The sequence below is a fragment of the Paracoccus xiamenensis genome, from assembly GCF_011308835.1.
Lineage (GTDB): Bacteria > Pseudomonadota > Alphaproteobacteria > Rhodobacterales > Rhodobacteraceae > Paracoccus > Paracoccus xiamenensis.
On the sequence record NZ_JAAOHY010000001.1, the window covers coordinates 116,215 to 129,584 of the forward strand.

Sequence of the window (13,370 nt, forward strand, 5' to 3'; positions counted from 1 at the left end):
GATCGTTCCGCAAGTGCTGGCTACCACCTGCCAGAGGACCCGCCGCCCGAGGAACTGCCGCCGCCGAAACCGCCGCTGCTGCCAGAGCTGCTTGACCGGCTGCTTCTGTCGCTGCGGTGCCGATCCCTGCGAGACCAGCCGTCACGACCGGAATAATGGGGCAAGGTGCTCAGGACCGCGCCGTCGGCGGCGTAAGTCACGGTTTGGTCATGGTCGACGCGCTGTTCGTTGGACCAACCGCATTTCGGGCACAGGGTCTTCACCGATGTCTGGGAAACGGACCAGCCGCCATCGTCCTTATCATCGCGCACCGGGCTTTCCATGGTCACCAGATCGCGGTTGCGACAGTCCGGGCATTTGCGCCAGCCCCTTGCCCCTCTGTTGCGGTTGCGGCTGAAGCTGCGCAGAAAGACTGCGCTGAACAGCATGAAAAACCCCGCTCCGACGATCAGCGGCATAAGGGTCCAGGGCTGCTGCCGTTCATTCGGCGCGGCAGTCCCGTCCCCGCTTTCAGAGGTCGCAGGGGACAGGCTGGCGGGTGGTGCGCCCGCCGCATGTTCGCGTGCGACACGCGATATCACCGCCAGCGTGCCATCACGCAGACCTGCCGAATAATCGTTGCGGCGGAAATGCGGCAGCATCTCGTTTTCGATGATCTGCCCGGCGATCTGGTTGTAGCCGTCGGCATAGCCCTTGCCGAGCTCGATCCGGGTTTCACGGTCATCCTTCAACAACAGCACCATGAAGCCGTCGTTGCGCTGCGCATCGCCCACGCCCCAATGATTGAACAGCCGGGTTGCAAATGCCTCCAGCCCGTCGGTGCCGCCATATTCGGCGCGCTTGTTCATGGTGACGACCGTGCCCTCGACCCCGGTGTCATCATGCAGCGCGATCAGTGCCTGATCCAAGATGCGGGTGTCATCCGGGGTCAGCAGGCGGGCGAAATCGTTGACCGAGGTATAGTCGGGCGCAGGCAGATCCTGCGCCGCCAGCGGCAGCGCCAGAACCAACCAAAGAAGGACGGCGCGGATCATCGTTCCAGCATGTCCGGGCCGCCGGCGATCTTGTCGTCGATCTTGCCGATGGCCTTCTTGTCGCGCCCGGCATAGTCGACCGCGTTCAGGATCGTCTGGATCGCCGCGATCCGGGCGCGTTTCTTGTCGTCGGACCGGATCACCGTCCAGGGCGCCCCCTTCAGATTGGACTGTTGCAAGGTGTCGCGAATTGCCTGGGTATATTCGTCCCATTTCGCCAGACCGTCGACGTCGATAGAGGACAGCTTCCACTGTTTCAGCGGATCGCCCTCGCGGTCGAGGAACCGCTTCAACTGTTCGGCCCGGCCGACATTCAGCCACAGCTTGACCAGGATCAGACCGTCCTCGACCAGCATTTCCTCGAAACTGGGAAGCTGGCGGAAGAACTTGATGCGGTCATCCTCGGTGGAAAAGCCGAAGACGCGTTCGACCACGCCGCGGTTGTACCAGCTGCGGTCGAACAGCGCGACCTCGCCCTTGGCGGGCAGCCAGTCGATATAGCGCTGGAAATACCACTGGTCGGCTTCGCGTTCCGAGGGCTTCGGCAGTGCCACGATATAGGCCGAACGCGGGTTCAGGTTTTCGCGCACGCGTTCAATGGTGCCGCCCTTGCCGGCGGCGTCGCGGCCTTCGAAGACCACCACCACGCGCTTGCCGGTGGTGACGACGTCATGCATCATCTTCACCAGCTCGCGCTGCAGCTTTTCCATATGCTTTTCATAGTCGCCCTTATCCATCTCGACCGGATAGGGATAGGACGGGTCCAGCATGTCGTCCTTGCCGGCCTTTTCTATCGCCTGGCGGATCTGTTTGGGGGCGTCGTTCTTGTAATAGCGGGTGATCTTGCCGACGAAGGGCAGGGGCGCAAGCTCGTCCTTGGGCATCGTTATCTCCATTCGCATCCCGGCCAGTATGGGGCTGGCCGGGATGACTGAAAAGGGGCGTCTCAGGTCCCGATCTTCGACAGGTCGTATTCGGTGGTCTGGTAGATCTCGTTGATCCAGTTGCCGTAAAGCAGATGGGCATGGCTGCGCCAGCGGTTCGAGGGCACCCGCGCGGGGTCGTCGTCGGGATAGTAATTCACCGGCACCTCGATCGCCTTGCCAGAGGCCACGTCGCGATCATATTCGTCCTTGAGCGTCGTTGAATCATATTCGAAATGGTTGAAGACATAGAGCGCGCGGTGGCCTTCGTCCTGCAACAGGCAAGGCCCCACCTCGTCCGAGGCGACCAGTGTGGTCAGTGCGGGGCGGGCGTCTACGTCTTCGGCGCGAACTTCGGTCCAGCGGCTGACTGGGATCAGCAGGTCGTCCGAAAAGCCGCGCAGGAAGGGCGAGGCCGGGGCGCGGTTTTCGTGGCGGAAGCAGCCGAAAGCCTTGGCGGGCAGGTCATGTTTCGGCAGCCCATGGAAATGCCACGCCATCGCCATCGCCCCCCAGCAGACGCCAAAGGTGGAATGGACATGCGTCTGCGTCCATTCGAAGACGCGGGTCAGTTCGTTCCAATAGGTGACTTCCTCGAAGGGGAGCTGTTCGATGGGCGCGCCGGTAATGATGAGGCCGTCGAACTTCTCGCCCGTGGCCTCGACATCCGAGAACTTGCGATAGAAGGACTGCATGTGGTCGGCGGCGGTATTGCGGCTTTCATGGTCCGACATGCGGATCAGCTGAAAGTCGATCTGCAGCGGCGTCGCGCCGATCAGCCGGGCGAACTGGTTTTCGGTCTGGATCTTCTTCGGCATCAGGTTCAGCAGCCCGATGCGCAGCGGCCGGATGTCCTGCATGGCGGCCCGACCCGGCGACATGACCATCACGCCCTCATCCGACAGGATGTCGAAGGCGGGCAGGTCATTGGGCAGGGTAATGGGCATGTCAGGCTTCCTTGGTTTCTTTCGTGCTGTCGGTCTTGCGGTCGATTGCGGCGGCGATCAGCCGGTCGAGATCGGCGGGGCTGCGAACCCCGGCGACCTCTTCGGCGGTGATCGTGACGCCACCCCGGGCCATCGCTTCATAGCGGGGCTGGCGATGGGCAAGGGCGCGGGCATAGGTCCAGCGGATGAAGTCGTCGGGATCGACCTGATCCTCGCGCAGGCCCTTTTCCATCCGGTAAGCCAGCCATGACTTGTCCAGAAATTCCGGCTGGTAATACATCGGCTTGGGCGCACGGTCAAAGCGGCGGACCAGTTCTTCGGTATGCGCGTCCGAGCCCTTGATCCAGACCATCAGCAGGTGTTTTTCCAGCGTGGACAGCACCGGGTCGGCTGGGTTGTCGGGGTCCACCACCTCGCAGATCGAACCGCCGCTGTCGCAGACGAAATGCGGCAGGCGGTAAATTTCCTCGGAGCGGGTGATGAAATGCGGCGTGTCCAGAAGCGAGGCGATTTCGGCCTTCTCATGTTCGCGCTGGCGCTTGGCATATTCGTCGAAGCGCAGGCCGCCGCGGGTTTCGGACCCCGGCTTGCCGAGATAGGTCGAGAGCGGCGAGAGATTGTCGAAGGTGATATTGCTGCCGATATAGACGCTGTCCGACAGCAGCAATTCGCGCAGGAACGGGACCTTCATCGCCTCGCGCTTGAAATTGTCGGCGATCAGTTCGCCCATGTAGCGGGTGCCGATGCGGTAGTCGATGCTGTAATGGAACCAGTCACCCGATGCGCGCAGCATGTTCGACAGATAGGTCTTGCCCAGACCCGACATGCCGAACAGCAGCACACGCTTGCGCGGGCTGCCAAGCCAATCCTGTCCGGTGCTGTAGATCATGGCGTCTCCTTCGCGGCGCAATCTAGGCAGCGGCGCGGAAATAGAAAAGCCCCGCGCGGGGGCGGGGCTTTTCCAAGGTCGCTGATGCGGCGATCAGAAGCGATAGCCGACGCGCAGGCCGAGGCTGATTGCGTCGTTGTCTTCCATATCTGCCACGGCGGTATCGGGATCGTCGCCGACTTCGGCCTTGGCATCACCCAGCTTGGTGTAGTTGATGCCGCCGGTGAACTTCCATTTGTCCATCGTGTAGATGCCGGCGACGGTGATCCCCTTGCGGCCATTGGTCGGCGCCAGCGGCGAAACCAGTTCCTTGCCGGTGGGTTCATAGGTGAAGGCAACGGTGCCAGACCAGTTTTCGGTGAACTTGCGGCCAACGCCCAGGGTGAAGGTGTTGGTGTCTTCCAGACTGACCAATCCGTTTGGATTGATATTCACCTCAAAGAATGGCGGAGTTACCGTGAAATCCGACCAGTAGGTGCGGCGGATCTGACCGAAAATCAGCGTGTCCTGCGCGACGCCCGTCTGGAAATCCAGCGCCAGCATCGAGGGCGTGGTCACATCCGTGGTGCCATCGGCGACCTGTACCGCGCCCATAAATTCTTGAGTGTCGAATTCGTGGTCGATATCGGAGTAATAGGTCAGCGCGACGCGGGCGGCGATGTCGGGGCGTTCCCACGAGGCACCAGCCAGCCAGCCGACGGCGGTGTCATCGGCAAGTTTTGCACGATAGCCAGACGCACCGCGATAGGCCCCGCCGCTGAGACGGATATCGCCCGAGGCCTTCGATGCGCGCATGCCGGCATGGACGCCCCAGGTTTCGTTAAACTTGTAGCGACCGATGACCGAGATCATCGCGCTTTCGACCGTCGCATGGGTTCCGCCCAACATGGCGGAGCCTTTGGTTGCCGAGGTCATGTCGACGCCCGGATATTCGATATCGGCGCCATAGGGGTGCTCGATGATCAATGCGGCCGAGAACTGGTCGCTGAACTGGTGTTTGTAGCCAAAGGTCAGCACGTTGAAGTTGTCGGCGATATTGCCAGTCTTGCGATAATTTCCGCCAAGATCCGGGAAAATATCCGTACCGCTGACGTCCGGGTTGGTGACCTGCAGGCCAGTTTCGACATAGTTGCCTTCCTCGAACAGGATCCCGATCGACTGGGTTGACCGTTCGATCCCGGCGGCAAAGACCGGTGCGGTTGTCATAAGCAGCGCGGTGGCGCCGATCAGCGTTTTTTTCATGTTTTCCTCCCTGCTCGGCCTTTGTGGCTGTCGCTTCAATTGCAACGCTATACGGCTGCGTTCACGAATCAATCACGCGGTCGCGATGACGTGGCGTCCACGGCGCGGTGTGTTGCGACACCGTGACGCCTTTGCAACGGTTGAGGGCGTCTGCGCCCCGCGTGATACTGTGACGCGCTGCAAATAGCGAGGAAAACATGGCCGAGCGGTTAAAATTCGCGATGCCGAAGCCTGCGCCCGCGGGGCTGTGGCGGCGGGTGCCTCCGGCGATATTCCCGCCGATTCTCGGGTTGATGGCGCTGGCGCTGGCATGGCGCGCGGGCGTGGCGCAATTCGCGCTGCCATCCGGCCTGTCGGGGATGCTGGACGGGGTGGCGGTTGCGCTGTTCCTGTTCGCGGCCACGACCTATGCGGTGAAACTGTCCTGGCGTCCCGCCGTTCTGGCGGACGAACTCGCCACCTTGCCCGGACGGACCGGGACGGCGGCGGGCGTGCTGTGTGTCTATCTGCTGGCGGGGCTGCTTTCTGCTTATACGCTGCCGCTGGCGCGCGCGGCGTTGCTGGCGGGGCTGGCGCTGCATCTAGTGTTGCTGGTCGTGGTGCTGCGGGTGCTGGCCAATGGCGTGGGCGACGCGCGCCGGGTCAGCCCGGCCTGGCATCTGCAATGGGCGGGGTTGCTGGTCGCGGCACGGGTGGCGCCGCTGCTGGGCTGGCCCGGACTGGCTGCGCTGCTGTTTTGGCCCGGACTGTTGGCGGCGCTGGTGATCTGGGCGGCCTCGATGTGGCAATTGCGGTCCATGCGTTTGCCCGCCGCGCTGCGCCCCTTGCTGGCGATCCACCTTGCGCCGTTGGCGTTGAGCGGGACAGTGCTGGTGCTGCTGGGCCATCTTGATGCGGCGAAGGTGATTGCAGTGGTTGTGGGCCTGTTGCTGGTGGCGGGACTGCTGGCCACGCGCTGGCTTACTGCGGCTGGGTTTTCCGCGCTGTGGGGGGCGTTTGCCTTTCCCGTCGCCGCAAGCGGCGGCCTGTTCTGGACGCTTTACGATGCCGCCCCTTCCGAGGGTCTGCGCATCGTTGCGGGGCTTGCCCTGACCGTGGCCACGCTGGTCGTTGTTCCGATCACCTTCCTGATCCTGCGCGATTGGGCGCGCGGCCGGCTGGCGGTCAAGACCAACGCCGCAAGCGCCTGACGGGGCAGCCTTGCGGCTGCCAATTGGCAGCTATGCGCGCCCTCGGGGTTTACAAACCTGACGCAAGGTGAAAAGGGGAACTGCCAAACGAACCCCCCTTATCAAGGATGGCTGCGATGCAGATTCGTGAGGCGCTCACCTTCGACGACGTTCTATTGGTTCCGGCTGCATCCAGTGTGATGCCCTCGACCGCTGATGTGACCACGCGCGTGACGCGCGGGATCAAGATGAACATTCCTCTGGTCAGTTCGGCCATGGATACGGTCACCGAAAGCCGGATGGCCATTGCCATGGCGCAGGCCGGCGGCATGGGCGTCGTTCACCGCAACCTGACCACGGAACGGCAGGCCGATGAGGTCCGGCGGGTGAAGCGGTTCGAAAGCGGTATCGTCTATAACCCGATCACCCTGACGCCGACGCAGACGCTGGCCGATGCGAAGGCGCTGCAGGAACGCTATAACGTAACCGGCTTTCCGGTGGTGGACGAGGACGGCCGCGTCGTCGGCATCGTCACCAACCGCGATATGCGCTTTGCCAGCGACGACAAGACGCCGGTGAAGGCGATGATGACGGCGCAGAACCTCGCCATCCTGCGCGAGCCCGCCGACCGTGCGCAGGCCATCGCGATGATGAAGGAACGCCGGATCGAGAAGCTTCTGGTCACCGATGGCCGCGGTCACCTGACCGGCCTGCTGACCTTGAAGGACACCGAAAAATCGGTGCTGAACCCGCTGGCCTGCAAGGACGATCTGGGCCGGTTGCGCGTGGGCGCGGCCTCGACCGTCGGCGAAGAAGGGTATGAGCGCAGCGTGGCCCTGATCGAGGCAGGCGTCGACATGGTTGTCATCGACACCGCACACGGCCATTCCGAGGGCGTCGCCCGCGCGGTCGCGCGGCTTCGCGACTTCTCGGCTGACATCCAGATCGTCGCCGGCAATATCGCCACCGCAGATGCCGCCCGGGCGCTGATCGACGCAGGCGCGGATGCGGTCAAGGTCGGGATCGGGCCGGGGTCCATCTGCACCACCCGGATCGTGGCGGGCGTGGGCGTGCCGCAGCTGACGGCGATCATGGATGTCGCGGGCGCGGCCGGCGACGTGCCGGTGATTGCCGATGGCGGCATCAAGTTCTCGGGCGATTTCGCCAAGGCCATCGCGGCGGGCGCAAGCTGCGCCATGGTCGGCAGCGCCATTGCCGGCACCGACGAATCCCCGGGCGAGGTGATCCTGTATCAGGGCCGCAGCTTCAAATCCTATCGCGGGATGGGCAGCCTGGGCGCGATGGCGCGCGGCTCGGCCGACCGCTATTTCCAGAAGGACGCGGCGACCGACAAGCTAGTCCCCGAAGGGATCGAGGGGCAGGTGCCTTATAAAGGTCCGGTTGCGACGGTGGTGCACCAGATGGTGGGCGGGCTGCGCGCCGCCATGGGCTATACCGGCAGCCCCACGGTCGAGGCGATGCGCGGCGGCTGCAATTTCGTCCGCATCACGGGGGCCGGGCTGAAGGAAAGCCATGTCCATGACGTGCAGATCACCCGCGAAAGCCCGAACTACCGGCTGGGCTGATCTGCGGCCCAAACCTTGAACTTGCCATCAAAACCCCCGGTGCCTGTCGGTGCCGGGGGTTTTGCCAAATTTTGTCGGTGTTTTTTCATGGTGGCAAAAGTCCCACGGGCCTGATCTGGTCACCAATGACCTCGGCAATGATAACATTTTCCTTGCCCGACGCTCGAATCGACGTATAAATAACCGAACGGTCGGTCAGCGATATTCTTACTCTGATCTGAACCTTTGCCATGAATGGGGGGAAGCCATGGCCGAAGCTTTCATTTGCGACGCAATCCGAACGCCGATCGGGCGCTATGCCGGGGCATTGGCGCAGGTGCGCGCCGACGATCTGGCGGCGGCACCGCTGGCGGCGCTGATGGCGCGCAATCCCGGTGTCGACTGGGCCAGCGTCGATGACCTCATCTATGGCTGCGCCAATCAGGCGGGCGAGGATAACCGCAATGTGGGCCGTATGGCCGCGCTGCTGGCGGGGCTGCCGATCGAGGTGCCCGGGACGACGGTGAACCGGCTGTGCGGGTCGGGCATGGATGCGGTCGGCATGGCCGCGCGCGCGATCAAGGCGGGCGATTGCGACCTGATGATCGCGGGCGGGGTCGAAAGCATGTCGCGGGCGCCCTTCGTGATGCCGAAAGCCGAAACCGCCTTCAGCCGCAGCAATGCGGTTTACGACACCACCATCGGCTGGCGCTTCGTGAACCCGAAGATGAAGGCGCAATACGGCATCGATTCGATGCCCCAGACCGCCGATAACGTGGCCGCGGATTTCGACGTCAGCCGCGAGGATCAGGACGCTTTCGCCGCCCGCTCTCAGGCGCGGTGGGACGCGGCGCAGAAGGCCGGTCGTTTCGCCGATGAGATCGTGCCGGTCACGATCCCGCAGCGGAAGGGCGACCCGGTCACCGTCGATACTGACGAACACCCGCGCCCCGGCACCTCGGCCGAACAGCTTGCCAAGCTGCGCGGCGTCAACGGCCCGGATCTGTCGGTGACCGCCGGCAATGCCTCGGGCGTGAATGACGGGGCCTGCGCGCTGCTGATCGCCAGCGAAGAAGCCGCGAAGGCGAACGGGTTGACGCCCAAAGCCCGCATCGTCGCCATGTCGGCAGCAGGGGTCGAGCCGCGCATCATGGGCATTGGTCCCGCACCGGCGGCGAAGAAGGTTCTCGCCCGCGCCGGGCTGAGCATCGACCAGATGGACGTGATCGAACTGAACGAGGCTTTTGCGTCCCAGGCGCTTGCGACAGTTCGCGACCTTGGCCTGCCGGATGATGCACCCCATGTTAATCCGAACGGGGGTGCCATCGCGCTTGGCCATCCGCTGGGCATGTCGGGCGCCCGGCTGGTGACGACCGCAATGTATGAACTGCACCGGACCGGCGGGCGCTATGCGCTGTGCGCCATGTGCGTGGGCGTGGGGCAGGGCATCGCCATCATTATCGAACGCGTCTGAGGAGGAACTGCCATGTATGCACAGCTCGTCAAATCCGAAGGCAAGTCGCGCGAGGAGATGTCGCCCGAAGACATCGCCTTTCAGGAACGCATCGACCGCGGCGAGAAGATCGAGCCGAAGGAATGGATGCCGGAAGGCTATCGCAAGACGCTGATCCGCCAGATCGGCCAGCACGCGCATTCCGAAATCGTCGGCCAATTGCCCGAAGGCAACTGGATCACCCGCGCCCCCACGCTGGAGCGCAAGCAGATCCTGCTGGCCAAGGTGCAGGACGAGGCCGGGCATGGGCTTTACCTTTACTGCGCCGCCGAAACGCTGGGTGTCAGCCGCGATGAACTGCTGGAGAAGCTGCATTCGGGGGATATGAAATATTCCTCGATCTTCAACTATCCGACCCTGACATGGGCCGATATGGGCGCGGTCGGCTGGCTGGTTGATGGTGCGGCGATCATGAATCAGGTGCCGCTGCAGCGCACCAGCTATGGCCCCTATTCCCGCGCGATGATCCGCATCTGCAAGGAGGAGAGCTTCCACCAGCGGCAGGGCTATGCGATCATGATGAAGATGGCGAATGGCACGCCTGAACAGAAGCGGATGGCGCAGGATGCGCTGAACCGGCTTTGGTATCCCTCGCTGATGATGTTCGGGCCGTCTGACAAGGACTCGGTCCATTCGGTCCAGTCGATGGCCTGGAAGATCAAGATGAACACCAATGACGAGCTTCGCCAGAAATTCGTCGACCAGACCGTGCCGCAGGCTGAATATCTGGGCCTGACCGTTCCCGACCCGGACCTGAAATGGAACGAGGAAAAGGGCGGTTACGATTTCAGTGAACCCGATTGGGACGAGTTCTATCAGGTGCTGAAGGGCAACGGGCCTTGCAACAAGGAACGTCTGGGTGCTCGGGTCAAGGCATGGGAAGACGGGGCGTGGTATCGCGATGCGATGGTCGCCCATGCGAAGAAGAAGGCTGCACGGCGCAGCGCGGTCGCGGCGGAATAAGCTGATGCCCCGGCTGAACCATGTCGCGCTGACAGTGTCGGATCGCGAAGTTTCGGCCCGGTTTTATGGGGCGTATTTCGGCCTGACGAAGCGTGTGCATGACGATCCGCATCTGCTGATTCTTGCCGATGACAGCGGGGCGTTGCTGGCGCTGAGCGTGGGCGAAGTGCCGCAGGATCTGCCGCGCACGAACCACTTTGGCAGCCTTGTCGATACCGCCGGGGAGGTCGAAGCATTGCGGGAACGCTTTCGCGCCGATGGCGTGACCGAAACGGAATACAGCGCCGATGGTCCGGCGCGTGTGCAGGTGCTCGACCCCGATGGATACCGGGTCGAACTTTACGCTTATTGATCGATACCCAGCGGTGCTCTGCCGCAGGAAGGGAGGAACAGATGTCCAGCGAATGGCCCCTTTGGGAAGTCTTTATCCGTGGTCAGCACGGGCTGAACCACCGCCATGTCGGCAGCCTGCACGCGCCGGATGCCGATGTCGCGATCAAGCACGCCCGCGACGTCTATACGCGCCGGAACGAGGGCGTTTCGATCTGGGTGGTGAAGTCGGTCGATATCGCGGCGTCCAGCCCATCGGACAAGGGGCCGCTGTTCGAGCCGTCGAATGACAAGGTTTACCGTCACCCGACATTCTACGACATTCCCGATGAAGTGGGGCATATGTGATGCCGTCGCTTCCAGATATCATGACCCCCGACGCCGAAGGCCTGGCCCGGCAGGCGGGGCAGGGCGGGGCGCATGCGCCCGCCGCAGATGCCGATCAGGATGCGTTTTTCGAGTTTCTTTTGCGGATGGGTGACAATGCCCTGATCCTTGGTCATCGTAATTCCGAATGGTGCGGACATGGTCCCGTCTTGGAGGAAGACATCGCCATGTCGAACATGGCGCTGGATCTGATCGGGCAGACCTCGCTGTGGCTGGGTCTGGCGGCAGAGGTCGAAGGCAAGGGCCGCAGCGCCGACGACCTGGCCTATCTGCGCGACGCATGGGATTTTCGCAACCTGCTGCTGGTCGAACGCCCGAATGGCGATTTCGGCGCGACGCTGATGCGGCAATTCCTGTTCGACGCCTTCCATTTCCACCAGTTGCAGGCGCTTTCCGGGTCCGCCGATCCGCGTGTGGCGGAAATCGCGCAGAAGGCGCTGAAAGAGGTCAGCTATCACCTTGAACGCTCGGCCGAACAGGTGATCGCGCTTGGCGATGGCACGGACGAAAGCCATGCCCGCATGCAGTCGGCCCTGGATGACCAATGGTGCTATGCACTGGAGATGTTTGCCAGCGACGCCACCGACGTGACCATGGCGCAGGCGGGCATCGCGCCGGACCCGGCCAGCCTGCGCGGGGTCTGGGACGAAACCGTCGATGCGGTGCTGGATCAGGCGACGCTGAAACGGCCTGAGGGCAGCTTTGCCCATAAGGGCGGCAAGCAGGGCACCCATACCGAGCATCTGGGCTATATCCTGGCGGAAATGCAGTTCCTGCAGCGCGCCTATCCCGGCGCGAGCTGGTAGGATGCGCCCCGCAGTCTCGCAGGTCTGGGACTGGCTGGCCGAAGTCCCGGACCCGGAAATCCCGGTGATCTCGCTGACCGATCTGGGCATCATCCGCGATGTCGAATGGCAGGGCGAGGTGCTGGTGGTGACGGTGACGCCGACCTATTCGGGATGCCCGGCCACGGCGGTCATTAATCTGGATATCGAAAACCACCTGCTGTCGAAGGGCATCGAGCATGTCATGCTGCGCCGCCAGCTGACGCCCGCCTGGACGACCGACTGGATCAGCGATCAGGGCCGCGACAAGCTGCGCGATTACGGCATCGCCCCTCCCATCGACGGCACCGCGCCCGATGGGGACGTGATGGCGCGGGTGACCTCGCTGACCGGGCGGGGGAACATGGCAGTGCCATGCCCGCGCTGCAATTCGAACGATACCCGCCGGGTCAGCCAGTTCGGCTCGACCCCCTGCAAGGCCAGCTGGGTGTGCAATGCCTGCCTGGAGCCTTTCGATTACTTCAAGTGCCACTGAAGGAACCGCCATGTCACGCTTCCTGCCGCTTCACATCACCGACATCCGGCGCGATACCCGCGACGCGGTGGTGGTGACGCTTCGCCCCCGCCCGGAAGATGCGGCGGCGTTCGATTTCACCCAAGGCCAGTACCTGACCTTCCGCCACGATTTCGACGGAGAGGAGTTGCGCCGCTCATATTCCATATGCGCCGGCCGGGACGAAGGCTTTCTGCGCGTCGGCATCAAGCGCGTCGATGGGGGCACCTTCTCGACCTGGGCGAACGAGGAACTCAGCCCCGGCATGATGATCGAGGCGATGCCGCCGATGGGCCGCTTCTTCACCGATCTCGATCCGGCGGCGTCACGCCATTACCTCGGCTTTGCCGGGGGTTCCGGGATCACGCCGGTGCTGTCGATCATCAAGACGGTGCTGAAACGCGAGCCGAAATCGCGCTTTACACTGGTCCATGCGAACCGGGGCATCAACACGATCATGTTCCGCGAGGAGCTGGAGGATCTGAAGAACCTCTATCTTGGCCGGCTGGCGGTCATCCATGTTCTGGAAACCGAGGGGCAGGAGATCGACCTGTTCACCGGCCGCATCGACGCCGAGAAGATGGCGGCGCTGTTCGAGAACTGGATTGATGCCGCTTCGGTCGATACCGCTTTTATTTGCGGGCCAGAGCCGATGATGCTGACCATTGCCGACAGCCTGAAAAAGGCCGGTCTGGACGAGGCGCAGATCAAGTTCGAGCTTTTCGCCTCGGGTCAGCCGGGACGGGCGAAGAAAAAGGCGGTCAGCAAGGACGCGGTGCAGTCGGGCGACATGACCGAAGCCGTGGTGACGCTGGACGGCGCCACCCGCAGCTTCAGGATGCCGAAACAGGGCGAAAGCCTGCTGGATGCGGCTTTGGCGGCCGATATGGATGTGCCTTACGCCTGCAAGGGCGGGGTTTGTTCGACCTGCCGCGCGAAGGTGCTGGAAGGCGAGGCCGAGATGGCCATCAACCACGCGCTGGAAGATTACGAGGTCGCGCAGGGCTATGTGCTGACCTGCCAATGCTATCCGCTGACCGACCGTATCGTCGTCAGCTATGACGAATAGG

General features: G+C 63.1%; 14 protein-coding genes. 9 read left to right on the top strand and 5 right to left on the bottom strand.

Annotation, left to right across the window (positions count from 1 at the left end; all coding sequences use genetic code 11):
• Nucleotides 1-20 precede the first annotated feature (20 nt).
• The 5 genes from G7044_RS00615 to G7044_RS00635 all read right to left on the bottom strand — a co-directional run bounded on the left by G7044_RS00615 (nt 21) and on the right by G7044_RS00635 (nt 5,035).
• Entirely contained in the window at nt 21-1,034 is a 1,014-nt protein-coding gene (locus G7044_RS00615; RefSeq protein WP_166324430.1) for a TPM domain-containing protein, read from the bottom strand.
• The gene (ppk2, locus tag G7044_RS00620) at nt 1,031-1,918 is read right to left on the bottom strand and encodes a polyphosphate kinase 2 (RefSeq protein WP_166324433.1); all 888 of its coding nucleotides are present in this window, start codon (nt 1,916-1,918) and stop codon (nt 1,031-1,033) included. Before ppk2 ends, G7044_RS00615 begins: the two co-directional genes overlap by 4 nt.
• A gap of 62 nt (nt 1,919-1,980) precedes the next feature.
• Nucleotides 1,981-2,904: a homoserine O-acetyltransferase MetA gene (gene metA, locus G7044_RS00625; protein ID WP_166324436.1), complete on the bottom strand. Its 924-nt coding sequence runs from the start codon at nt 2,902-2,904 to the stop codon at nt 1,981-1,983.
• A gap of 1 nt (nt 2,905) precedes the next feature.
• The gene (locus tag G7044_RS00630; RefSeq protein WP_166324439.1) at nt 2,906-3,793 is read right to left on the bottom strand and encodes an ATPase; all 888 of its coding nucleotides are present in this window, start codon (nt 3,791-3,793) and stop codon (nt 2,906-2,908) included.
• Between the two features lie 93 nt (nt 3,794-3,886).
• Nucleotides 3,887-5,035: an OmpP1/FadL family transporter gene (locus tag G7044_RS00635; RefSeq protein ID WP_166324442.1), complete on the bottom strand. Its 1,149-nt coding sequence runs from the start codon at nt 5,033-5,035 to the stop codon at nt 3,887-3,889.
• Nucleotides 5,036-5,232: 197 nt separating this feature from the next.
• Here G7044_RS00635 and G7044_RS00640 point away from each other — a divergent pair, with 197 nt between their 5' ends.
• From G7044_RS00640 to paaE, 9 genes are all read left to right on the top strand, one after another.
• Complete coding sequence (locus G7044_RS00640; RefSeq protein ID WP_166324445.1) at nt 5,233-6,225, top strand: TDT family transporter; 993 nt, start codon at nt 5,233-5,235, stop codon at nt 6,223-6,225.
• Nucleotides 6,226-6,341: 116 nt separating this feature from the next.
• On the top strand, nt 6,342-7,790 hold the full coding sequence (gene guaB / locus G7044_RS00645) for an IMP dehydrogenase (RefSeq protein ID WP_166324448.1): 1,449 nt from the start codon (nt 6,342-6,344) through the stop codon (nt 7,788-7,790).
• Nucleotides 7,791-8,037: 247 nt separating this feature from the next.
• A complete protein-coding gene (gene pcaF / locus G7044_RS00650) occupies nt 8,038-9,243 on the top strand; it encodes a 3-oxoadipyl-CoA thiolase (RefSeq protein WP_166324451.1) in 1,206 nt (401 codons plus the stop codon).
• A gap of 12 nt (nt 9,244-9,255) precedes the next feature.
• Nucleotides 9,256-10,245: a 1,2-phenylacetyl-CoA epoxidase subunit PaaA gene (paaA, locus tag G7044_RS00655; RefSeq protein ID WP_166324454.1), complete on the top strand. Its 990-nt coding sequence runs from the start codon at nt 9,256-9,258 to the stop codon at nt 10,243-10,245.
• Nucleotides 10,246-10,249: 4 nt separating this feature from the next.
• A complete protein-coding gene (locus G7044_RS00660) occupies nt 10,250-10,597 on the top strand; it encodes a VOC family protein (RefSeq protein WP_166324457.1) in 348 nt (115 codons plus the stop codon).
• A 41-nt stretch (nt 10,598-10,638) separates the two neighbouring features.
• Nucleotides 10,639-10,923: a 1,2-phenylacetyl-CoA epoxidase subunit PaaB gene (gene paaB / locus G7044_RS00665; protein WP_166324460.1), complete on the top strand. Its 285-nt coding sequence runs from the start codon at nt 10,639-10,641 to the stop codon at nt 10,921-10,923.
• Nucleotides 10,923-11,768 (top strand): 1,2-phenylacetyl-CoA epoxidase subunit PaaC, encoded by an 846-nt coding sequence (gene paaC, locus G7044_RS00670; RefSeq protein WP_166324463.1) that lies wholly within the window; start codon nt 10,923-10,925, stop codon nt 11,766-11,768. Before paaB ends, paaC begins: the two co-directional genes overlap by 1 nt.
• Nucleotide 11,769: 1 nt before the next feature.
• Nucleotides 11,770-12,282 (top strand): 1,2-phenylacetyl-CoA epoxidase subunit PaaD, encoded by a 513-nt coding sequence (paaD, locus tag G7044_RS00675; protein WP_166324466.1) that lies wholly within the window; start codon nt 11,770-11,772, stop codon nt 12,280-12,282.
• A 10-nt stretch (nt 12,283-12,292) separates the two neighbouring features.
• Entirely contained in the window at nt 12,293-13,369 is a 1,077-nt protein-coding gene (gene paaE / locus G7044_RS00680) for a 1,2-phenylacetyl-CoA epoxidase subunit PaaE (RefSeq protein WP_166324469.1), read from the top strand.
• Nucleotide 13,370: the final 1 nt, after the last annotated feature.

Coding starts and splice junctions, on each gene's coding strand:
- G7044_RS00635 (WP_166324442.1), bottom strand. CDS start 5,035: ATGAAAAAAACGCTGATCGGCGCCACCGCGCTGCTTATGACAACCGCA.
- G7044_RS00640 (WP_166324445.1), top strand. CDS start 5,233: ATGGCCGAGCGGTTAAAATTCGCGATGCCGAAGCCTGCGCCCGCGGGG.
- paaE (WP_166324469.1), top strand. CDS start 12,293: ATGTCACGCTTCCTGCCGCTTCACATCACCGACATCCGGCGCGATACC.
- G7044_RS00660 (WP_166324457.1), top strand. CDS start 10,250: ATGCCCCGGCTGAACCATGTCGCGCTGACAGTGTCGGATCGCGAAGTT.
- paaC (WP_166324463.1), top strand. CDS start 10,923: ATGCCGTCGCTTCCAGATATCATGACCCCCGACGCCGAAGGCCTGGCC.
- metA (WP_166324436.1), bottom strand. CDS start 2,904: ATGCCCATTACCCTGCCCAATGACCTGCCCGCCTTCGACATCCTGTCG.
- G7044_RS00615 (WP_166324430.1), bottom strand. CDS start 1,034: ATGATCCGCGCCGTCCTTCTTTGGTTGGTTCTGGCGCTGCCGCTGGCG.
- guaB (WP_166324448.1), top strand. CDS start 6,342: ATGCAGATTCGTGAGGCGCTCACCTTCGACGACGTTCTATTGGTTCCG.
- pcaF (WP_166324451.1), top strand. CDS start 8,038: ATGGCCGAAGCTTTCATTTGCGACGCAATCCGAACGCCGATCGGGCGC.
- G7044_RS00630 (WP_166324439.1), bottom strand. CDS start 3,793: ATGATCTACAGCACCGGACAGGATTGGCTTGGCAGCCCGCGCAAGCGT.
- ppk2 (WP_166324433.1), bottom strand. CDS start 1,918: ATGCCCAAGGACGAGCTTGCGCCCCTGCCCTTCGTCGGCAAGATCACC.
- paaB (WP_166324460.1), top strand. CDS start 10,639: ATGTCCAGCGAATGGCCCCTTTGGGAAGTCTTTATCCGTGGTCAGCAC.
- paaA (WP_166324454.1), top strand. CDS start 9,256: ATGTATGCACAGCTCGTCAAATCCGAAGGCAAGTCGCGCGAGGAGATG.
- paaD (WP_166324466.1), top strand. CDS start 11,770: ATGCGCCCCGCAGTCTCGCAGGTCTGGGACTGGCTGGCCGAAGTCCCG.